Raw genomic sequence first — 21287 nt, 5'->3', positions numbered from 1 at the left:
TCGGGATTGGGAGCAGTGGTGGAGCCTGTATTGCTACCCGTTCCAACTGCCCAACCCATACTGCCTGAATCGTCCACAGAAATGATGACATTGGGCCGCACATACGGCTCAACGCTGCCAGGCGGAGATTGCGCCAAATCCAATGCCCAGACTCCATGGGGTGCCAACACAGCAGTGACAGCAAGAGCGAGGACGGTTTTCCGAAAATGAGGTAAATTGCGGCGGGGCATAGCTGCTCCTTGAAGAGGGATGCTGGTCAAAAGAAGCGTGCGCGCTTAATGGGAAAGCGATACAGGCTATATTTTTGAAAATTATTCAGGATGGTCTCCCTTGTGGAGCTGACGGGCATAAGTCTGCTGCAATACCGCCATGGTTCCCGGCTTGCGGCCATAAGCAAGAGCGGTAATGCGATACACCACATTAGGTACCAAGTTCAACCTCAGCAGGTTGTCGGTGCTAATGCCCGATGCGCTAACGATGAGTCCCTTGTTCTTGCTGCTCTCGTCGTAGGGCAATATTTCGATCCAATACCATCCACCGCTACTGTTGCTAGTTGTATCCGCTAGGATGGGGTTTGAAGGGGAGCTAGTGGTTCCCAGGGTTGCCCCGGTATATTGCCCATAACGCGCACCAACGGTTGGTTGCGTCATATCTTCGAGCTTGACCTCGCCGGGTTGTAGCGCTGCAGGTACGGGGGTGGTAGCGCTGGTGTAGTTCCAGAAGTCTTGACGGCCTACACGCTTCGTGCACAGGCCTCGGTCACACTTCGTGGCTTTTTGGTCAAGATCGTCAAGCAGTTGTCGAGTTTCAGAAAGACTCACTGGGATTTTGGGGGCCGAGGCGATAACGTCACGGCACCTACTGGGATCGGCCAACGTTGTGCAAGCAGTTCCATCAGCGTTCTCACGGCGAATGTCCAGCTCGGCGTCTTGCAAAAGGGCTTGCGCAGCCTCAAAAGCGCGTTGGTAGTCAGCGTCGTTGCCGACGAGTAACTCGTTGAAAAGCGAAGTGCGTGATGCCCACAGTGCCAGTAGCATGGAGAGCATGACGAAGACGATGACAACGAACAATGCTACCCCGCGCTCTTGTGGGCGAGGGCGGCTGAAGGACGTGCCTTGCATGATGGTTTCTCGAAGAATGTTAGAGCACCGAGCCGATCAGCCCTTGGCTGCGCAGTTGGAAGGTGTTTCGGTAGGCAATGTGCATGCGCTTGGCACGAGGGCCGGTCAAGGTGCTCATGTCTACTGCGCTGCCGTCGCAATCGGTGTAGTTGCTACCAACGGGTAGATCAATAGGTTCAGCGCCATAGAGCACGAGGCACACTTCTACTGCCTGTACACGAGCCCAAGTGTTTACCGAGCCATCAATGTCGTCTGCAGTGACTCGTGTAATTGTGGGGATGCCGGGCGTGGTGGCACTGTCTTGCAGTAGGTAACGCACCTGAAAATTGGCTACGTTCTGCACAATAGGTTGAGGTCCTGTGCCATTGCCAGTGCAGCGCAGAATAGAGTCATTGAGTTCGAAGATGCTTTCCAGGCGTTGGTCTGTAACGGAGGCGCCGTCTCCGGGTCCACCAAGACAGTTGCGCGATAGCGATTGTTCGGCTGCGCTCCCGAATACGGGTTCGGTGTACCGCCGAAAGCCTGCCGTCAATGTCATCGGAGTAGATGTGCCCAGGACTGTGTTACTGGCGGGATCAAAGCTCTCCATCGACGATCCCCCTGGCACGATAGTTTCAAACGCCACCGGCACCATGTAGCGCTCTGGCGTAACGGTGGTACCGGGGTCGAGATTAAGACGCAGGGAGCCCGCTTGCCGCAGTTGGAGTCCGATTGTGCGCATCGCAAAAGCGGCTTGTTGCTGGATACTGCTGGCGTCGCTCACTGTGCCCGAAACGCTGCGCGAAACCATAAGGGCACCCATGGCCACGGCAATTACGAGCAGGCCAATAGCGATGCCCACCATGAGCTCTACCAGCGTGATGCCTTGCTGCGCACGCGGGTGAGCATGAGGATTCCGACGTGATTTATTCAGTGAGAGTCCCGCAGAGCTGGTGCTCGAAGCTGTGATTCTGGATGACATATCAGGGCCCAGGGCAGTAGTAGACCGGTGTGTTGGCGCCGGGGGCGTAGGGTGCGCAACGGCCCGGCACCGGGATGTATTGCAGGTGGCAGGTGAAATTGTCGGGGCAGGCGTTTGTTGTGGTGTCTGTCCCGCCGCCAATACTCAAGGAGCCATCGGCTGCACGCACCTTAGTGGCGTCGATGTCATCCTTGTATCCGCCGGTCCCCGTAGTTGTGGCTCGCTCGTTTTCCCGCCAAGCAATCATCACCCCCAATTGCCGTCTTTGCCCGGCGGCAACGCCGCCCTCTGAAGGAGGTACGAAGAGGCTCGCCTGACCTAGAGGAAGCGCATTACGGACGGCTAGCTTCCAGATAGCAACATCGTAAGCAGCCAGTTGTGTGGCGTTACAGCCGTTCCCAACAGTCTGGCAACCCGCAGGGCCTGTGGGAACCGGGGGGGTGTTCCCGAACGCACTGGTATAGCTGGCGATATTAGATAACGCATTCGGGTTCGTTTTCAGGCGCTCCCCCAGATCCTCGATTAGACGAATGGCTTGCGCACGGCGCACGGTGGTGCTGGTATCGCTCATGGTGCGCATCTGCACACCCAAGACACCCAGGATGCCCAAAGCAGCGATGACAATGGCTACTAGGGACTCGATCAGCGAAATTCCCCTCTGGGACTGCCGCGGTAATTGTGAGGAGCTCATGGATGTCAGCTGTCGCATGGAATTGCTTCCTGGGGGATGATGCGTACGCGGCCGCCGGAACTCATGCAGACGCCACGCGCGGCGGCATGGGAAATGGTCTTGTTCAGTGGGACCAGGTTGAAACCCAGCCACGCCCCATCCACAAGACCCCAGCGGTTCAGTTTGATACTTGCGCCGCCGCTCGTGCGGGAGACGTGCACCTTGGCAGCGGATTCCACGCGTTGCAGCACGGTTTCCGCAGCATTGCAAGTGCCATTGCTGTTGGCGTCGTGGCAAACGATCCAGCCGCAGTCCCAGTCTGCGGCATTACTGGCCGTAGAGCATCCGTTTGTGTTGTTTGGAATCTTCTGGATTGCCACTCGACCGCCGCGCTTGATGGCTTCGGACCGCGCAAAAGCCAAAGTGGATTGAAGTTGTTCTGCAGATTCGCGTACGCGCCACCTCTCGATGAGAGGGTTAAAGCTCGGCACAGCTAAAGCGGCCAAGATAGCAATAATGGATACGACCACCATGAGTTCAATGGCGGTAAAGCCCCCCACCAAGCGTGGAGCCCGTACCAATGGTTGAAAGTGCGTGTGCATGAACGCCAGAATTTTCAGTTTAGGGGCAGGAAGCGCCTTGTTTGATTTGTGCAACGCGCCCGCTCCCCCCAACGCAAAGCCGGATGGCGCTGGTGTCGGTGGTGCTTTTACCGCTGGGGTGAAGCGAAAAATTCATCCCAATGACAGGGGCGCCACCGCTGGTTTCAGAAATCATTCCCCAACGATCCGCATAGAGCGTGCTCGCGGCACTGCTTTGCGTCATAGTGACTTTTGGGGCGGCGGGGCTAGTTTGCAGGTTGGTGGTCATACCACCCCGAGTATGTACAACTCTCCAGCCATCCCCCCATTCACCAAGCGCTTCAACAGTAATGCCGCCGCCGCGCTTAATAGCTTCTGAGCGTGCGTAGTAAATTGTTGATGTCAGGTCTTCAGCAGCACTGCGGACGCGCCATCGTTCAATCAGTGGCGTGAAGCTCGGGGTTGCTAGCGCCGCCAAGATGGCAACAATCGAAACCACGACCATCAACTCAATGGCCGTGAAGCCATTTTGTGTCAGGTTGTGTGGCGTTTCCAAAGATGGGCGCAGCATATGCATAGCTGGGATCCTACGGAGTATTCTGGCGCGCCGCGACGGCGTCGGTGACAAATGGCAGTGTGATAGGGATGAGCGGCAATATGGCTTGGCTGAGGGGTCATCTGAAGAGTCTTGAGGCGGTGGGCCGCGTCGCCAAGCTTGCTATCCGATCTTTCCTCCTACTGGCCTAGCGTGTATACCCTCTGCAGGCCCCTGCGTTGTGCAGTCCTTTGCATTCGCGGTACATCCGGCGGTCGCGTTCCGAGTTGGACTCTTCGGACGTGCTGCGTTGGTAGGTGACTTTCCTCACGCCTTTTTTCTTTCCGGGCGCGGTGGGTGCGGAATTGTTGTTGTGCGTGGCGCCTTTGGCATATGTCGTATCAGAGTGCGATGCGAGGCTTAGGGCGACAGCGCTGGCAGCCAGGATTGGCAGGAGGTTCGAGGGCAGGCCTAAAAAACGGATGTGGATGTATGGGCGAGGAATACGGCTTTTTGTCATGATGTCCTCTTAATTCTCGGATGGTGCGGGCGAGCCAAGTGTTCGGGATTGCTGGCAGCTTTGCAAGGCCTGTTGTCCAGACGCTATAATCATATGGTTTTGCACCATGCAAAATGCACGCTCGCAGCCGTTCCAGCCGCTGGCGCAAGTAAAAACCACGGCCCAGCTTCCTTTGCGGGCCTTATCAAGGAAAAACAATGATCGCATCCTCTATCAAGGCCGAAGTCGTCAAGGCGAACGCCCGTGCTGCCAATGACACTGGTAGCCCAGAAGTGCAGGTGGCCCTGCTGACCGCCCGCATCAACGAACTGACCCCCCACTTCAAGACGCATGCCAAGGACCACCATGGTCGCCGTGGCCTGCTGCGCATGGTGAGCCGTCGTCGCAAGCTGCTGGACTACCTGAAGGCCAAGGACGCTGACCGTTACACCGCGCTGATCGCCAAGCTGGGTCTGCGCAAGTAATTGCAATCGCATGCGAAAACGCCTGGGTTAGTCCGCTAGCTCAGGCGTTTTTTACTTCGGAGTCGCAAAACAGAGCGAAGCTGTGTCATTCCAATGAAGTTGCCGCCATGGGTTGGTGTGCAGGTTCCCTGGAATGGCATCGTGTTCTGAATTGCTCTCCAAGCCAATCTGGTAGAGCACTACCAGCTATTAAAACAGGAGCTGAACATGAGCATTTTCAACAAAGTCACCAAGACCTTCCAGTGGGGTGACAAGACCGTCATCATGGAAACGGGTGAGATCGCCCGCCAAGCCTCCGGCGCTGTGCTGGTGAACATTGATGACACCGTGGTGCTGGCCACCGTGGTGGCATCCAAGGGTGCCAAGCCAGGACAGGACTTCTTCCCCCTGACGGTGGACTACATCGAGAAGACCTACGCTGCAGGCAAGATCCCTGGCAGCTTCTTCAAGCGCGAAGCCAAGCCCAGCGAGCACGAAACCCTGACCAGCCGTCTGATCGACCGTCCGATCCGCCCGCTGTTCCCCGAAGGTTTCTTCAACGAAGTGCATGTGGTGATCCACACGGTGTCGCTGAACCCAGAGGTGGACGCTGACATCGCAGCCCTGATCGCTACGAGTGCAGCCCTGGCCATCTCTGGCATCCCGTTCAACGGTCCTATCGGCGCCGCACGCGTGGGCTACATCAACGGCGAATACGTGCTCAACCCTGGTCAGACTGCGCGCAAGAACTCGCAGATGGATCTGGTGGTGGCGGGTACCGAGGCCGCCGTGCTGATGGTGGAGTCTGAAGCCCAGCAGTTGTCCGAAGAAATCATGCTCGGCGCCGTGGTGTTTGGCCACGAGCAAGGCAATGTGGCCATCAACGCCATCCACGAACTGGTGCGCGATGCTGGCAAGCCCGTATGGCAGTGGGAAGCCCCTGCCAAGGACGAAACACTGATCGCCAAGGTGGTGGCCCTGGCCGACGACAAGCTGCGCGCTGCCTACCAGATCCGCAACAAGCAAGCCCGCACGCAGGCTTGCCGCGAAGCTTATGCGGCCGTGATGGCAGCCTTGAAGGCTGAGGGTGTCGAGTTTGACGCTGTCAAGGTTGAAGGCATGCTGTTCGATATCGAAGCCGGCATCGTTCGCAGCCAGATCCTGGCTGGTGAGCCCCGCATTGATGGCCGCGACACGCGCACCGTGCGCCCTATCGAAATCCGTGGCAGCGTACTGCCTCGCGCCCATGGCTCGTCGCTCTTCACGCGTGGCGAAACCCAGGCGCTGGTGGTGACCACGCTGGGCACCGAGCGCGACGCTCAGCGCATTGATGCGCTGGCTGGCGAGTATGAAGACCGCTTCATGATGCACTACAACATGCCTCCCTTCGCCACCGGTGAAGTGGGTCGCATGGGTTCGACCAAGCGCCGCGAAATCGGCCATGGTCGTCTGGCCAAGCGCGCTCTGATTGCCGTGTTACCGACGAAGGAAGAATTCCCCTACACCATGCGCGTGGTGTCCGAAATCACCGAATCCAACGGCTCGTCGTCGATGGCATCGGTCTGCGGTGGCTGCCTGTCGCTGATGGACGCGGGCGTTCCGATGAAGGCGCATGTGGCGGGTATCGCCATGGGCCTGATCAAGGATGCCAACCGTTTTGCCGTGTTGACCGACATTCTGGGTGATGAAGATCATTTGGGTGACATGGACTTCAAGGTGGCGGGCACCACGGCCGGTATTACCGCGCTGCAGATGGACATCAAGATCCAGGGCATCACCAAGGAAATCATGCAGGTAGCCCTGGCCCAGGCCAAGGAAGCGCGCATGCACATCCTGGGCAAGATGCAAGAGGCCATGGGTGAAGCCAAGACCGAGGTGTCGAACTTTGCACCCAAGCTTTACACGATGAAGATCAACCCCGAGAAGATCCGTGACGTGATCGGCAAGGGCGGCGCGGTGATCCGTGCGCTGACCGAAGAAACCGGCTGCCAGATCAACATCGAGGAAGACGGCACCATCACCATCGCCGCCACTGACGCAGCCAAGGCCGACGAGGCCAAGAAGCGCATCGAGCAGATCACGGCCGAAGTTGAAATTGGCAAGATCTACGAAGGCCCTGTGACCAAGATCCTGGACTTCGGCGCACTGATCAATCTGCTGCCCGGCAAGGATGGTCTGCTGCACATCAGCCAGATTGCCCACGAGCGCGTTGAGCGCGTGGGTGACTACCTGACCGAAGGCCAGATCGTGAAGGTCAAGGTCATGGAAACCGACGAGAAGGGCCGCGTCAAGCTGTCGATGAAGGTGCTGGCCGATCGTCCTGCCGGCGGCAGCGACCGTCCTGCTCCAGCAGAGCGCGGCGACCGCGAACCACGCCGCGACCACGGTCGTGACGGGGGGCGTCAGCCAGCGGATCAGCAGCAACAGCAACAGTCCTTGCCTTCGGACAGCGGTTCAGGGCAGATCGTCGGCTGATCGGATTTTTGCTATTGATTTTGTAGCTGCTTGCGCTTTTAAATAAAGCGCTGGTAGCCAAAATCACTCAAAAATTAACCGTCCCATGAATCGCAATATGCGTGCTGTCGAGATCACTTCCTTTGGCGGGCCCGAGGTCTTGCGCCTGGGTGAACGCCCCGTGCCGCAGCCGGGTGTCGGTGAGCTGCTGATCCGTGTCGCTGCCAGCGGTATCAATCGCCCCGATGTGCTTCAGCGGATGGGGCACTATGCCCCTCCGTCCGGCACGTCTGACCTGCCGGGGCTGGAAGTCGCGGGAGTGGTGGAGTCGGGGGATGCTGCAGCCATGGCCGACGCGGGTATCCGGGTGGGTGACCGCGTCTGTGCGCTGGTGGCGGGTGGTGGTTATGCCCAATGGTGCGTGGCGCCTGTGGTGCAGTGCCTGCCGGTGCCTGATGGCTTTAGCGATGTCGAGGCTGCATCACTGCCCGAGACGTTCTTCACCGTGTGGAGCAATGTGTTCGACCGGGGGCATCTGCAGGCGGGTGAAAGCCTGCTGGTGCAAGGCGGTACCAGTGGTATTGGTGTGACGGCTGTTCAATTGGCGCGGGCCTTTGGGGCAACGGTCATTGCAACTGCAGGTAGCGACGAAAAGTGTGCGGCATGCCTGCAGCTGGGGGCCCACGAGGCCATCAACTACAAGACGCAGGATTTTGTGGCAGAAGCCAATCGCATTACGCAGGGCAAAGGCGTGGATGTGGTGCTGGACATGGTGGCAGGTGACTACGTGGCGCGCGAGGTGCAGTGCCTGGCTGAGGACGGCCGCATTGTCATCATTGCGGTGCAGGGTGGCATCAAGAGCGACTTCAATGCGGGTTTGGTGCTGCGCCGCCGGCTGACCATTACTGGCTCCACCTTGCGTCCGCGTTCTGTGGCATTCAAGGGGGCGATTGCGCGTGCATTGCGCGAGCATGTGTGGCCTCTGCTGGTGGCGGGGCGTGTGCGGCCCGTCATTCACAGCACATTTGCGGCGACAGAGGCTGCTAAGGCCCACGCGCTGATGGAGTCAAATCAGCACATTGGCAAGATTGTTTTGACGTGGTAATCATGAAAAACAAGAGAAAACTCATCGCAGGCAACTGGAAGATGAACGGCAGTCTGGCTGCCAACGATGCTTTGCTGAAAGGCATCTTGGCGGGGCTGGCTGACGCGGTTTGTGACGTGGCCGTTGCGGTGCCGGCGCCCTATCTGGCGCAGGTGCAGGCTGCTGCGTTGGGGTCTTTGGTGGCGGTGGCTGCCCAGGATGTATCGCAGCACGAAGCAGGTGCCTACACCGGAGAGGTGTCGGCCGCCATGTTGAAAGACTTTGGTGTGCGGTACGCGCTGGTGGGGCATTCAGAGCGCCGCCAATACCATGGTGAAACCGACGTGGTGGTCGCCGAGAAAGCGCAGCGCGCACTGGCGGCAGGTATCACGCCTATCGTCTGCGTGGGCGAGACTCTTCAGGAGCGCGAAGCTGGGCAGACCGAGGTTGTGGTCAAGCGTCAACTGGCGGCTGTGATCCACCTCAATGGTCACTGCATCAGCGAAGTGGTGGTGGCTTACGAACCGGTCTGGGCCATTGGCACGGGCCGCACGGCGTCGCCTGAGCAGGCGCAGGCAGTGCATGCAGTGCTGCGGGCACAGCTGTCTGCGGCCAGCGAGCATGCGGATCGAATCCGCCTGCTGTACGGCGGCAGCATGAATGCGGCCAATGCCGCCCAGTTGCTTTCCCAGCCGGATATCGATGGCGGCCTTGTGGGCGGTGCCTCGCTGAAAGCGCCCGATTTCCTTCAAATCATTGCGGCCGCCCGTTGAGGCTGCCCTTCAAACTATTCAATCAGGAGTGAACAGAGAATGAACGTGATCGTGAATGTGGTGTTGGCTGTGCAGATGCTGACGGCCTTGGGGATGATTGGCCTGATCCTGATCCAGCATGGCAAGGGTGCCGATATGGGCGCAGCGTTTGGCAGTGGCAGTTCCGGAAGCCTGTTTGGTGCCAGCGGTAGCGCCAACTTCTTGTCGCGCACTACGGCGGTGCTGGCTGCGGTGTTTTTTGTGGCAACGCTGGCACTGGCCTATTTCGGCAATGCGCGTCCTGCCAGTTCGGGTAGCGTGCTGGAAAATCCCGCTGCTGCAGTGCCTGCAGGTGCGCCTTCGTTGTCGGCTTCGGATGCTGCTGTGGCTCCTGCCGTGCCCGCCTCGGGTGCAGCGCAGATCCCCACCAAATAATCTGCACTAAATTGGGCTCCGTAAGCCGAAGCAGGGTTTTTCCGGAGTAGAATTCTGGATTGTCTGGAAAGCCAAAACCGCAAGGTTCCTCATGCCATCCAGATGCAAAAATCAGCCGTCGTGGTGAAATTGGTAGACACGCTATCTTGAGGGGGTAGTGGCGAAAGCTGTGCGAGTTCGAGTCTCGCCGACGGCACCAAAACAAAGGCCTGCCTGCATGACCCGGCTCGGGTCCTGACGGGCAAGGCCACAGCGGTGAGCACATCCTCAAGATGAACCTCGATCAGTACCTCCCCGTCCTTTTGTTCATCTTGGTCGGCATCGCCGTAGGCGTTGTCCCCCTTGTACTCGGCTACATACTGGGCCCCAACCGCCCGGATGCCGCGAAGAACTCTCCCTACGAATGTGGCTTTGAAGCCTTCGAGGATGCGCGCATGAAGTTTGATGTGCGCTACTACCTTGTGGCCATTCTCTTCATTCTGTTCGATCTCGAAATTGCATTCCTCTTCCCGTGGGCGGTGACGCTGCATGAGGTGGGGATCGCTGGTTTCGTGGCGGTCGTTATTTTCCTGGCCATTCTGGTTGTGGGTTTTGCCTACGAGTGGAAAAAGGGTGCCCTGGATTGGGAATGAGCGAGCCTCAACAAGGATGATGCAATGATTGAAGGCGTGATGAAGGAAGGCTTCATCACCACGAGTTACGACTCGGTGGTGAATTGGGCCAAGACCGGCTCTCTGTGGCCGATGACATTCGGCTTGGCTTGCTGTGCCGTCGAAATGATGCATGCTGCGGCGGCGCGTTACGACATCGGTCGTTTTGGGGCGGAGGTGTTCCGCGCGAGCCCGCGCCAGTCTGACCTCATGATTGTGGCCGGCACGCTGTGCAACAAGATGGCGCCTGCGTTGCGCAAGGTGTACGACCAGATGTCCGAGCCGCGTTGGGTGTTGTCGATGGGCTCGTGTGCCAACGGCGGCGGCTACTACCACTACAGCTACTCCGTGGTGCGTGGTTGCGATCGCATTGTCCCGGTGGATGTCTACGTGCCAGGTTGCCCGCCCACGGCGGAGGCTTTGATCTACGGGATCATCCAGCTGCAGCAGAAGATTCGCCGTACCAACACCATTGCTCGTGTCTGAAGGGTTGATGATGACCGCTGTTGCCATTCGGCCTGAAAAACTCAAAGACAATATTGCCGCCGCCCTGGGGGCGATGGTACGTCAGATCACGGTGGCGTTGGATGAGGTCACCTTGGTCGTTGATGCGGCTGATTACCTCGAATCCATGCGCGTGTTGCGTGACAGTGAAGGTTGCCGCTTTGAGCAACTGATCGATTTGTGTGGCGTGGACTATTCGGCATATGCCGATGCCGTGCGTGAAGGCCCCCGCTATTGCGTGGTCTCGCACCTGTTGTCCGTCAGTCTGAATCAGCGTGTGCGGGTCAAGGTGTTCTGCGCCGATGATGATTTTCCGGTGGTGGCCTCGGTCTCCGACCTGTGGAACTCCGCCAACTGGTACGAGCGCGAAGCGTTTGATCTGTTCGGTATTGTGTTCGACGGCCACAACGACCTGCGCCGTATCCTGACCGACTACGGCTTCATTGGCCATCCCTTCCGCAAAGACTTTCCGCTGTCTGGTCATGTTGAGATGCGCTACGACGCAGAGCTGCGCCGGGTGGTTTACGAACCCGTGTCGATCGAGCCGCGGGAGATCACGCCGCGCATCATCCGCGAAGACAAGTACGGAGGCCTGCACTAAGGCGTCCGCGCCCCATGTGAACCACCATGGCTGAAATCAAGAACTATTCCCTGAACTTTGGTCCGCAGCATCCGGCGGCGCACGGTGTGCTGCGCTTGGTGTTGGAGCTCGATGGCGAAGTCGTACAGCGCGCCGACCCGCACATCGGCCTCCTGCACCGTGCCACCGAAAAGCTGGCCGAACACAAGACCTACATCCAGTCGCTGCCCTACATGGACCGATTGGACTACGTTTCGATGATGTGCAATGAGCACGCCTACTGCCTGGCCATCGAAAAGCTGCTGGGCCTGGAAGTGCCCCTGCGTGCGCAGTACATCCGCGTGATGTTTTCGGAAATCACGCGCCTGCTGAACCACCTGATGTGGCTGGGTTCGCATGGCAACGACTGCGGCAGCTCCACCATCCTGATCTACACCTTCCGCGAGCGCGAAGACCTGTTCGACATGTACGAAGCCGTCTCTGGCGCGCGCATGCATGCAGCGTATTTCCGTCCAGGCGGTGTGTACCGTGACCTGCCGGACTCCATGCCGCAATACAAGGTCAGCAAGATCAAGAACGCCAAGGCCCTGGAGGCCATGAATCAGAACCGCCAAGGTTCTTTGCTTGATTTCATCGACGACTTCACCAAGCGCTTCCCCGGTTGCGTAGACGAGTACGAGACTCTGCTGACCGACAACCGTATCTGGAAGCAGCGCACCGTGGGTATTGGTGTGGTGCCGCCCGAGCGTGCGCTGAACCTGGGCATGACCGGCCCCATGATCCGTGGCTCCGGTATTGCCTGGGACCTGCGCAAGACCCAGCCGTACGATGTTTACGACCGTGTGGACTTCGATGTACCCGTGGGCAAGACAGGTGACTGCTACGACCGCTATCTGGTGCGCGTGCAGGAAATGCGCGAATCCAATCGCATCATCAAGCAGTGTGTGGATTGGCTCAAAGCCAATCCGGGTCCTGTCATTACTGACAATCACAAGGTGGCTGCGCCCGCTCGTGAATCCATGAAGTCCAACATGGAGGAGTTGATCCACCACTTCAAGCTTTTCACTGAAGGGTTTCACGTGCCCGAGGGTGAGGCTTATGCTGCGGTTGAGCATCCCAAGGGCGAGTTTGGCATCTACCTGGTCAGCGATGGCGCCAACAAACCGTACCGCCTCAAGATCCGTGCGCCTGGTTTCGCGCACCTGGCCACGCTGGACGAAATGGCTCGCGGCCACATGATTGCGGACGCGGTGGCCATCATTGGCACCATGGATATCGTGTTCGGAGAGATTGACCGATGATTACCGAATCGACCCGCGCGCGTTTTGCGCGTGAAGTGGCCAAGTACCCCGCCGAGCAGAAGCAGTCTGCAGTGATGGCCTGCCTGTCTATCGTGCAACAGGAGCAGGGGTTTGTCAGTGCTGAAAGTGAAGCGGTGATTGCCGAGTATCTGGGCATGGCCCAGATCGCCGTGCATGAAGTCACGACCTTCTACAACATGTACAACCAGCAGCCGGTGGGCAAGTACAAGCTCAATGTGTGCACCAACTTGCCTTGTCAGCTGCGCGACGGACAGAAGGCGCTGCACCACCTTGAAAAGAAGCTTGGTGTGACCATGGGCGAGACCACGGCCGATGGCCTGTTCACCCTGCAGCAGTGTGAGTGCCTGGGCGCCTGCGCCGATGCGCCCGTGATGCTGGTCAACGACCGCACGATGTGCAGCTTCATGGACAACGACAAGCTCGACCAGTTGGTCGACGGCCTGCGTGCGGCGGAGGGACAAGCATGACCACCGCTGCACAGATCCTCTCGCAGTTCCAGGCCACGGGCGTCCAGACCTGCTTCCACGACCGCCACATCAACCCGCAGATCTACGCGGGCCTGGATGGTGCGAACTGGAGCATCAAGGACTACGAAGCGCGCGGCGGCTATGCTGCACTGCGCAAGATCCTGGGCACCGATGGCGGTGAACCGCTCACCCAGGACCAGGTCATCGCCACTGTCAAGGAATCCGGCCTGCGCGGCCGTGGCGGTGCGGGTTTCCCCACCGGCCTCAAGTGGAGCTTCATGCCCCGCTCGTTCCCAGGCCAGAAGTACCTCGTGTGCAACTCCGATGAAGGCGAGCCTGGCACGTGCAAGGATCGCGACATCCTTCAGTTCAACCCGCACATCGTTATCGAAGGCATGATCATCGCGGCCTACGCGATGGGCATCTCTGTGGGCTACAACTACATCCACGGTGAAATCTTCCAGACCTACGACCGCTTTGAAGAAGCGTTGGAAGAAGCGCGCGCAGCCGGTTACCTGGGTGACAAGATCCTTGGCAGCAACTTCAGCTTCCAGCTGCATGCGGCGCATGGCTTCGGTGCCTATATCTGTGGCGAAGAAACTGCGCTGCTCGAATCGCTCGAAGGCAAGAAGGGCCAGCCGCGCTTCAAGCCGCCGTTCCCTGCCAGCTTCGGTCTGTACGGCAAGCCCACCACCATCAACAACACGGAGACCTTCGCGGCCGTGCCGTGGATCATCCGCAATGGCGGCCAAGCCTACTTGGAGTGTGGCAAGCCCAACAACGGTGGCACCAAGATCTTCTCGGTTTCGGGCGATGTGGAAAAGCCCGGCAACTACGAAGTGCCCATGGGCACGCCTTTTGCCAAGCTGCTCGAACTGGCCGGTGGCGTGCGCAAGGGGCGCCAGCTCAAGGCGGTGATTCCCGGTGGCTCCTCGTCCCCGGTGCTGCCTGCCTCCATCATCATGGAATGCACGATGGATTACGACTCCATTGCAAAGGCTGGCTCCATGCTGGGTTCGGGCGCTGTGATCGTGATGGACGATTCCCGCAGCATGGTCGAGAGTTTGCTGCGCCTGTCGTACTTCTATTCCCACGAATCCTGTGGCCAGTGCACGCCATGCCGTGAAGGCACGGGCTGGATGTGGCGCGTGATCGACCGTATTCAGCACGGTCAGGGGCGCGAAGGCGATCTGGACCTGCTCAATTCTGTGGCAGACAACATCCAGGGGCGCACGATCTGTGCGCTGGGCGATGCCGCTGCCATGCCTGTGCGCGCCATGATCAAACATTTCCGTCCCGAGTTTGAGGCACTGATCCGGAACAAGGCCCCGCAGGCCGCGACCTCCGTCTGATCGCGAGAAAACATATGGTTGAAATTGAACTGGACGGTCAGAAAGTGGAAGTCGCCGAAGGCTGCATGGTGATGCATGCGGCCGAGAAGGCGGGCACCTACATTCCGCATTTCTGCTACCACAAGAAGCTTTCGATCGCTGCCAACTGCCGTATGTGCCTGGTAGATGTGGAAAAGGCTCCCAAGCCCATGCCAGCGTGCGCTACGCCGGTGACGCAGGGCATGATCGTGCGCACCAAGAGCGACAAGGCTATCAAAGCCCAGCAGTCGGTCATGGAGTTCCTGCTGATCAACCACCCGCTGGATTGCCCCATCTGCGACCAGGGCGGTGAATGCCAGTTGCAGGACCTGGCCGTGGGCTACGGCGGCTCTTCTTCTCGCTACGAAGAAGAAAAGCGCGTAGTACCTGTCAAGGATGTTGGCCCGTTGATTTCCATGCAGGAAATGAGCCGTTGCATCCACTGCACCCGTTGCGTGCGCTTTGGCCAGGAAGTGGCTGGCGTGATGGAGCTGGGCATGATCCATCGCGGCGAGCACTCGGAGATCACAACGGTCACCGGTGATACGGTGGACTCCGAGCTGTCGGGCAACATGATCGACATCTGCCCCGTCGGTGCGCTCACGAGCAAGCCTTTCCGATACAGCGCCCGCACTTGGGAGTTGTCGCGCCGCCGTTCGGTGAGCCCCCACGATTCGACCGGTTCCAACCTGATTGTTCAGGTCAAGAACCACAAGGTCATGCGCGTGGTGCCGTTCGAGAATGAGGCTGTCAACGAATGCTGGATTGCCGACCGTGACCGTTTCTCGTACGAATCGCTCAACAGCGACGAACGCCTGACCCAGCCGATGCTCAAGCAGGGCGGGGTGTGGAGGCAGGTCGATTGGCAGACCGCACTGGAATACGTCGCCAACGGTTTGAAGAACATCAAGAATGACCACGGCGCCAACAGCATTGGCGCTCTGGTCAGTCCGCACAGCACGGTCGAAGAGTTGTACCTGGCTTCTGCGCTGGTGCGTGGTCTGGGCAGTGACAACATTGACTACCGCCTGCGCAATGCTGAATTTGCAGCGCCCGAAGGTATCCGCTGGCTTGGCACGTCCATTGCCTCGTTGTCCACGTTGCAGAGTGTTCTTGTGGTGGGCTCCAACCTGCGCAAGGACCATCCGTTGTTCGCCCAGCGCATTCGCCAGGCAGCACGCCACGGCTGTCAGGTCAGTGTGGTCGATTCGGCCCTGGCTGACTGGGCAATGCCTGTGAAACACTCTCTACTGCAGCCTGCTGCCCAATGGGTGGCGGCGCTTGGCGGCATCGCTGCTGCGGTGGCGCAGGAAAAGGGTGCTTCTGCGCCTGCGGGGGCAGGTGCCGTGACCGAGGGTGCCTTGGCGATCGCCCGTACCCTGCTGGGTGGCGAACGCAAGGCGCTGTTGTTGGGCAACGCAGCTGCGCACCATGCACAGGCTACGCAATTGCTGGCGCTGGCCAACTGGATTGGTGAGAACACGGGGGCATCCGTCGGCTACCTGACGGAAGCCGCCAATACGGTGGGTGCTCAGTTCGTGGGGGCTCATCCTGTCAATGGTGGCTTGAATGCGGGCCAGATGCTTTCCGGTGGTCTGAAGGCAGCCTTGTTGCTCAATACTGAGCCGGTGTACGACTCCGCTGCGGGCGCCAGTGCTGCTGCCACGCTGTCTGGTGCAGACATGGTGATCACGTTGAGCCCCTTCAAGGCCAACATGGAGTTCAGTGACGTTTTGTTGCCAATTGCCCCGTTCACCGAAACGTCTGGCAGCTTTGTCAATGCGGAAGGCCGTCTGCAGAGCTTCCACGCCGTGGTGCGCCCTCTGGGTGACGCCCGTCCTGCATGGAAGGTTCTGCGCGTTCTGGCCAATCTGCTGGGTGTGCCGGGCTTCGACTTTGAAACCTCGCAGGACGTGCTCGCCCGTGCCACGAATGCCCCAGCGGGCACGGTCACGCAATTGGCGGCTGCTCAGATGTCGAACGCTGTGAGGACGGTGCCAGTCGCTGCGACAGCCGCAGCAGGTGAACCCGTGGTCGCATCCATCTATCAACTGGACGGCCTGGTGCGCCGTTCCACGTCGTTGCAGCTCACTGCCGACGCGCGCATGGCATGTGAAGGAGTGGCCGCATGATCGACGCGATCTACAACGCGGGCCTGAACCTGCTTTCTTTTGGGTGGTGGACTGGCATCGTCTGGCCGGTGCTCTGGATCCTGATCAAGATCGTTTGTATCCTGGCGCCTTTGATGGGTGCGGTGGCCTACCTCACGCTGTGGGAGCGTAAGCTCCTGGGCTTCATGCAGGTGCGCCATGGCCCCAACCGCGTGGGTCCCATGGGGTTGCTGCAGCCTATCGCTGACGCGTTGAAGCTGTTGACCAAGGAAATCATCCAGCCCACGGCGGCCAGCAAGGGCTTGTTTGTCCTCGGACCTGTCATGGCCATCATGCCGGCACTGGCTGCCTGGGTGGCTATTCCCTTTGGCCCCGATGTGGCCTTGGCCAATGTGAATGCAGGTCTGCTGCTGGTCATGGCCATCACCTCGATTGAGGTCTATGGTGTGATCATTGCAGGCTGGGCCTCGAACTCCAAGTATGCTTTTCTCGGTGCGCTGCGTGCGTCCGCACAGATGGTGAGCTACGAAATTGCCATGGGCTTCTGCTTCCTGGTCGTGATCATGGTTTCCGGCAGCATGAACCTGACCGAAATCGTGATGGGGCAAGGGCGTGGCATGGCTGCGGATAAGGGCCTGACCTTCCTGTCCTGGAACTGGCTCCCGCTGCTGCCCATTTTCCTGGTCTACCTGATCTCTGGGGTTGCTGAAACGAACCGCCACCCGTTTGACGTGGTGGAAGGCGAGGCGGAAATTGTGGCTGGCCACATGGTGGAGTATTCCGGCATGGGCTTTGCGATCTTCTTCCTGGCTGAGTACGCCAGCATGTGGCTCGTTTCCATCCTGGCTGCACTGATGTTCCTTGGCGGCTGGCTGCCCCCCATCGACAGTGCGTTGTTCAACTGGATTCCTGGCTGGATCTGGCTGGGTATCAAGACCTTCCTTGTGGTGTCCATGTTCATCTGGATCCGGGCGACCTTCCCCCGTTTCCGTTATGACCAGATCATGCGTCTGGGCTGGAAGATCTTTATTCCAGTCACGCTGGTGTATTTGTTGTTTGTCGGCGGGTGGTTGCTCTCGCCTTGGAATATCTGGAAATAAGCGGGGACACAAATGACTGCTGTTGCTGCTGCTGCACCTTTTTCGTTCAAGGATTTCTTCAAGAGCTTCATGCTCGTGGAGTTGCTCAAGGGCATGGCCCTCACGGGCCGCTATGCCTTTCGCCGCAAGGTGACTGTGCAGTTCCCGGAAGAGAAAACGCCTCTTTCACCCCGTTTTCGCGGTCTGCATGCGCTGCGCCGCTATGACAACGGGGAAGAGCGTTGTATCGCCTGCAAGTTGTGCGAGGCCGTTTGCCCCGCCATGGCGATCACGATTGAGTCGGACGTCCGTGCCGATGGCTCCCGCCGCACCACTCGCTATGACATCGATCTGACCAAGTGCATCTTCTGCGGTTTCTGCGAAGAAAGCTGCCCGGTGGATTCCATCGTGGAGACGCACATCTTTGAATACCACGGCGAAAAGCGTGGCGATCTGTATTTCACGAAGGACATGCTCCTGGCCGTGGGCGACCGGTACGAAGGTGAAATTGCGGCAGCCAAGGCTGCGGACGCCAAGTACCGCTGAGCGGTGCAGGCTTCAGCCTCTTTGCCAGACTTTCTATAAAGACCCGATTCATGGACGCCAAGACTGGTTTCTTCTACCTCTTCTCGGTTGTGCTGCTGTTTGCAGCCTTCCGGGTGATCACTGCGCGCAATCCTGTGCATGCCGTGCTCTATCTCATCCTCGCGTTTTCGCAGGCGGCAGCGGTGTGGTTGCTGCTCAAAGCCGAATTCCTCGCCATTGCCTTGGTGCTCGTGTACCTGGGCGCGGTGATGGTGCTGTTCCTGTTCGTCGTGATGATGCTTGATATTCACATCGACACGGTGCGCAAAGGCTTCTGGAAGCACTTTCCCCTGGCCGCCACGGTAGGCGCTTTGATTGCGCTGGAAATGGCCGCTGTGCTGATGGGCGGGTTTCGTGGCATGGACGAGCCCAAGGCCGTCGCCACCATGGTGGATGCTGCGGGGCAGGTGGTCCCGTATTCGAACACCAAGGCGTTGGGCAAGCTGCTTTACACCGAATACCTTTATCCCGTTGAAATCGCAGCTGTGATTCTGCTGGTGGCCATGATTGCCGCCATTGCGCTCACCCTGCGCCAGCGCAAGGACAGCAAGGCCATCAATCCTTCGGTGCAGATCCGCGTCCGTGCTGCGGACCGCCTGGAAGTGGTGAAGGTCGCAGCGACCCAGAAGCCGGTGGACAAGGCACAGGCAGAGCCGGCCGTCGAGGAGAAAAAAGCATGACGCTGACATTGGGACACTTTCTCTCGCTGGGTGCGATGTTGTTCGCGCTCGCGGTGATCGGGATTTTCCTGAACCGCAAGAACCTGATCGTGCTGCTGATGGCCATCGAATTGATGCTGCTGGCGGTGAACATGAACTTCGTGGCTTTCTCCCACTACCTGGGCGACATGCACGGCCAGGTGTTTGTGTTCTTCATCCTGACCGTGGCGGCAGCCGAATCGGCCATCGGCCTGGCCATCCTGGTGCTGCTGTTCCGCAACAAGTCCAGCATCAACGCGGAAGACCTCAACACCCTCAAGGGTTGATGGGCTACCCGTATTCCCAAGGTTCTCAAGAATGAGTCAAACCCTCTCTGCTTCAACGCTCCTGGCCGTGCCACTGGCTCCGCTGGCGGGTGCTTTGCTGGCCGGCATCTTTGGTACGACCTTTGGTGGTAACTGGATAGGCCGACGCCTGAGCCATACCCTGACGATCCTGGGCGTGCTCGTGGCGTTCGTGTTGTCTGCGATGACGCTCAAGAGCGTTGCGATCGATGGCGCGCGTTTTAACGAGACGCTGTACACCTGGATGGTTGTTGGTGGTCTGAAGATGGAAGTGGGCTTCCTGGTGGACAGCCTCACCGCCATGATGATGGTCGTGGTGACCTTTGTGTCGCTGATGGTGCACATCTACACCATTGGCTACATGGAAGAGGACGACGGCTATAACCGTTTCTTCGCCTACATCTCGTTGTTCACGTTCTCCATGCTGATGCTGGTGATGAGCAACAACCTGCTGCAGCTGTTCTTCGGTTGGGAAGCCGTGGGCTTGGTGTCTTACCTGCTGATCGGCTTCTGGTTCAACAAGCCTTCGGCGATCTTTGCCAACATGAAGGCCTTTCTGGTCAACCGGGTGGGCGACTTCGGTTTCATCCTGGGCATTGGCTTGATCGCAGCTTACGCTGGCACGTTGAACTACGGCGAAGTGTTCGCGAAGACGGGTGAGCTGGGTGGTCTGCCATTCCCCGGCACCGACTGGATGCTGATCACCGTGATCTGCATCTGCTTGTTCATTGGTGCGATGGGCAAGTCGGCCCAGTTCCCGCTGCACGTGTGGTTGCCCGACTCGATGGAAGGTCCAACCCCTATCTCGGCGCTGATCCACGCGGCAACCATGGTGACCGCGGGCATTTTCATGGTGGCGCGCATGTCGCCCCTGTTTGAACTGTCTGATACGGCCCTGAATTTCATCCTCGTGATTGGTGCCATCACGGCGTTGTTCATGGGATTCCTGGGCATCATCCAGAACGACATCAAGCGTGTGGTGGCTTATTCCACGCTGTCGCAGCTGGGTTATATGACCGTAGCGCTGGGCGCATCGGCTTACTCGGTGGCCGTGTTCCACCTGATGACCCACGCGTTCTTCAAGGCGCTGCTGTTCCTCGGGGCCGGCTCGGTCATCATGGGCATGCACCACAACCAGGATATCCGGTGGATGGGCGGCGTGCGCAAGTACATGCCCATCACCTGGATCACCTCACTGCTGGGTTCGCTGGCGTTGATCGGTACACCGCTGTTCTCGGGCTTCTACTCCAAGGACAGCATCATTGAGGCCGTGCACTTCAGCCAACTGCCCGCAGCCGGCTTTGCGCACTTTGCCGTGCTCGCAGGTGTGTTCATCACGGCGTTCTATTCGTTCCGCATGTATTTCCTGGTCTTCCATGGCAAGGAGCGCTACGACCAGAACCCGGATGCGCACCATGACGACCATCATGGTCATGATGATCACCACGGACACGACGCCAAGCCACACGAATCCCCCTGGGTGGTGACGGTGCCGCTGGTGCTGCTGGCCATTCCTTCGGTGGTGGTGGGCTTCATGTTCATCCAGCCCATGCTGTTTGGTGACTTCTTCAAGGACGTGATCTTTGTCGATGCGGCCAAGCACCCGGCCATGGCGAAGCTGGCAGAAATCTTCCACGGTCCGGTGGGGATGGCACTGCATGGTCTGCAGACAGCGCCTTTCTGGCTTGCTTTGGCGGGGGTCGCTGCTTCGTACTACATGTACATGGTCAATCCTGCGCTGCCTGCGGGCATCAAGGCACGTGTCCAGCCGCTGTACACCTTGCTGGAGAACAAGTATTACCTCGATTGGATCAACGAGAACATCCTCGCCCGTGGTGCTCGTGCGCTGGGTGTCGGGCTGTGGAAGGTAGGCGATCAGGCCATCATCGACGGCGCTCTCGTGAACGGTTCTTGGAAGTTGGTGCGTGGAGTTTCCGGCATCGTGCGCTGGATGCAGTCGGGCTTTATCTTCCACTACGCGCTGGTGATGATCCTGGGTGTCTTCGCGCTGATGACCTGGTTTGTCTGGGGCGATGCTCTGTTGCAGCTCATCAAATAAG

General features: G+C 58.9%; 22 protein-coding genes and 1 tRNA gene. 18 read left to right on the top strand and 5 right to left on the bottom strand.

The window, feature by feature from the left end; all coding sequences use genetic code 11:
- Positions 1–311: 311 nt before the first annotated feature.
- The 5 genes from ACT89O_RS17595 to ACT89O_RS17575 are packed head-to-tail and all read right to left on the bottom strand — an operon-like array spanning position 312 to position 3910.
- Entirely contained in the window at positions 312–1121 is an 810-nt protein-coding gene (locus ACT89O_RS17595; protein WP_487260719.1) for a pilus assembly PilX family protein, read from the bottom strand.
- Positions 1122–1140: 19 nt separating this feature from the next.
- Entirely contained in the window at positions 1141–2082 is a 942-nt protein-coding gene (locus ACT89O_RS17590) for a PilW family protein (RefSeq protein ID WP_487260718.1), read from the bottom strand.
- A 1-nt stretch (position 2083) separates the two neighbouring features.
- Entirely contained in the window at positions 2084–2773 is a 690-nt protein-coding gene (gene pilV / locus ACT89O_RS17585; protein WP_487260717.1) for a type IV pilus modification protein PilV, read from the bottom strand.
- Between the two features lie 5 nt (positions 2774–2778).
- The gene (locus ACT89O_RS17580; protein ID WP_487262879.1) at positions 2779–3354 is read right to left on the bottom strand and encodes a GspH/FimT family pseudopilin; all 576 of its coding nucleotides are present in this window, start codon (positions 3352–3354) and stop codon (positions 2779–2781) included.
- 19 nt (positions 3355–3373) lie between these two features.
- The gene (locus ACT89O_RS17575; protein WP_487260716.1) at positions 3374–3910 is read right to left on the bottom strand and encodes a GspH/FimT family pseudopilin; all 537 of its coding nucleotides are present in this window, start codon (positions 3908–3910) and stop codon (positions 3374–3376) included.
- Positions 3911–4585: 675 nt separating this feature from the next.
- On the opposite strand from ACT89O_RS17575, the gene rpsO reads away from it, so the two are divergent.
- The 18 genes from rpsO to nuoL all read left to right on the top strand — a co-directional run bounded on the left by rpsO (position 4586) and on the right by nuoL (position 21286).
- Positions 4586–4852 carry a 30S ribosomal protein S15 gene (gene rpsO / locus ACT89O_RS17570; RefSeq protein WP_005793232.1) on the top strand — a complete coding sequence of 89 codons (267 nt, stop codon included), beginning with the start codon at positions 4586–4588 and terminating at the stop codon, positions 4850–4852.
- A gap of 207 nt (positions 4853–5059) precedes the next feature.
- Complete coding sequence (gene pnp / locus ACT89O_RS17565) at positions 5060–7306, top strand: polyribonucleotide nucleotidyltransferase (protein WP_228899345.1); 2247 nt, start codon at positions 5060–5062, stop codon at positions 7304–7306.
- A gap of 97 nt (positions 7307–7403) precedes the next feature.
- Positions 7404–8390 (top strand): NAD(P)H-quinone oxidoreductase, encoded by a 987-nt coding sequence (locus ACT89O_RS17560; RefSeq protein ID WP_228899718.1) that lies wholly within the window; start codon positions 7404–7406, stop codon positions 8388–8390.
- A gap of 2 nt (positions 8391–8392) precedes the next feature.
- Positions 8393–9142 (top strand): triose-phosphate isomerase, encoded by a 750-nt coding sequence (gene tpiA / locus ACT89O_RS17555; RefSeq protein ID WP_055393221.1) that lies wholly within the window; start codon positions 8393–8395, stop codon positions 9140–9142.
- Positions 9143–9181: 39 nt separating this feature from the next.
- On the top strand, positions 9182–9556 hold the full coding sequence (gene secG, locus ACT89O_RS17550) for a preprotein translocase subunit SecG (RefSeq protein ID WP_055393223.1): 375 nt from the start codon (positions 9182–9184) through the stop codon (positions 9554–9556).
- A 114-nt stretch (positions 9557–9670) separates the two neighbouring features.
- A tRNA-Leu gene (locus ACT89O_RS17545) sits at positions 9671–9755 on the top strand.
- Positions 9756–9828: 73 nt separating this feature from the next.
- Positions 9829–10188 (top strand): NADH-quinone oxidoreductase subunit A, encoded by a 360-nt coding sequence (locus ACT89O_RS17540; RefSeq protein ID WP_055393226.1) that lies wholly within the window; start codon positions 9829–9831, stop codon positions 10186–10188.
- A 24-nt stretch (positions 10189–10212) separates the two neighbouring features.
- Positions 10213–10692, top strand: a complete 480-nt coding sequence (locus ACT89O_RS17535; protein WP_007849129.1) for a NuoB/complex I 20 kDa subunit family protein — start codon at positions 10213–10215, stop codon at positions 10690–10692.
- 10 nt (positions 10693–10702) lie between these two features.
- A complete protein-coding gene (locus tag ACT89O_RS17530; RefSeq protein WP_487260715.1) occupies positions 10703–11311 on the top strand; it encodes an NADH-quinone oxidoreductase subunit C in 609 nt (202 codons plus the stop codon).
- Between the two features lie 26 nt (positions 11312–11337).
- On the top strand, positions 11338–12591 hold the full coding sequence (locus ACT89O_RS17525; protein ID WP_182119480.1) for an NADH-quinone oxidoreductase subunit D: 1254 nt from the start codon (positions 11338–11340) through the stop codon (positions 12589–12591).
- Positions 12588–13079, top strand: coding sequence for an NADH-quinone oxidoreductase subunit NuoE (nuoE, locus tag ACT89O_RS17520; protein WP_055393230.1), 492 nt, complete (start codon positions 12588–12590; stop codon positions 13077–13079). The genes ACT89O_RS17525 and nuoE overlap by 4 nt, the downstream gene beginning before the upstream one ends.
- Complete coding sequence (nuoF, locus tag ACT89O_RS17515; RefSeq protein WP_218300594.1) at positions 13076–14431, top strand: NADH-quinone oxidoreductase subunit NuoF; 1356 nt, start codon at positions 13076–13078, stop codon at positions 14429–14431. The genes nuoE and nuoF overlap by 4 nt, the downstream gene beginning before the upstream one ends.
- Before the next feature lie 14 nt (positions 14432–14445).
- A complete protein-coding gene (gene nuoG / locus ACT89O_RS17510) occupies positions 14446–16581 on the top strand; it encodes an NADH-quinone oxidoreductase subunit NuoG (RefSeq protein WP_436129756.1) in 2136 nt (711 codons plus the stop codon).
- Positions 16578–17660 carry an NADH-quinone oxidoreductase subunit NuoH gene (nuoH, locus tag ACT89O_RS17505; protein WP_055393236.1) on the top strand — a complete coding sequence of 361 codons (1083 nt, stop codon included), beginning with the start codon at positions 16578–16580 and terminating at the stop codon, positions 17658–17660. The genes nuoG and nuoH overlap by 4 nt, the downstream gene beginning before the upstream one ends.
- 12 nt (positions 17661–17672) lie before the next feature.
- On the top strand, positions 17673–18185 hold the full coding sequence (nuoI, locus tag ACT89O_RS17500; RefSeq protein WP_010463942.1) for an NADH-quinone oxidoreductase subunit NuoI: 513 nt from the start codon (positions 17673–17675) through the stop codon (positions 18183–18185).
- 50 nt (positions 18186–18235) lie between these two features.
- Entirely contained in the window at positions 18236–18904 is a 669-nt protein-coding gene (locus ACT89O_RS17495; RefSeq protein ID WP_487260714.1) for an NADH-quinone oxidoreductase subunit J, read from the top strand.
- On the top strand, positions 18901–19209 hold the full coding sequence (gene nuoK / locus ACT89O_RS17490) for an NADH-quinone oxidoreductase subunit NuoK (protein ID WP_005793248.1): 309 nt from the start codon (positions 18901–18903) through the stop codon (positions 19207–19209). Before ACT89O_RS17495 ends, nuoK begins: the two co-directional genes overlap by 4 nt.
- Before the next feature lie 31 nt (positions 19210–19240).
- On the top strand, positions 19241–21286 hold the full coding sequence (nuoL, locus tag ACT89O_RS17485; protein ID WP_055393240.1) for an NADH-quinone oxidoreductase subunit L: 2046 nt from the start codon (positions 19241–19243) through the stop codon (positions 21284–21286).
- The last annotated feature ends 1 nt before the right edge of the window (position 21287 follow it).

The organism is Acidovorax sp. NN32, from assembly GCF_057597245.1.
The sequence above is the reverse complement of the archived record's forward strand: the minus strand, read 5'-3'. Positions and strand labels throughout refer to the sequence as shown.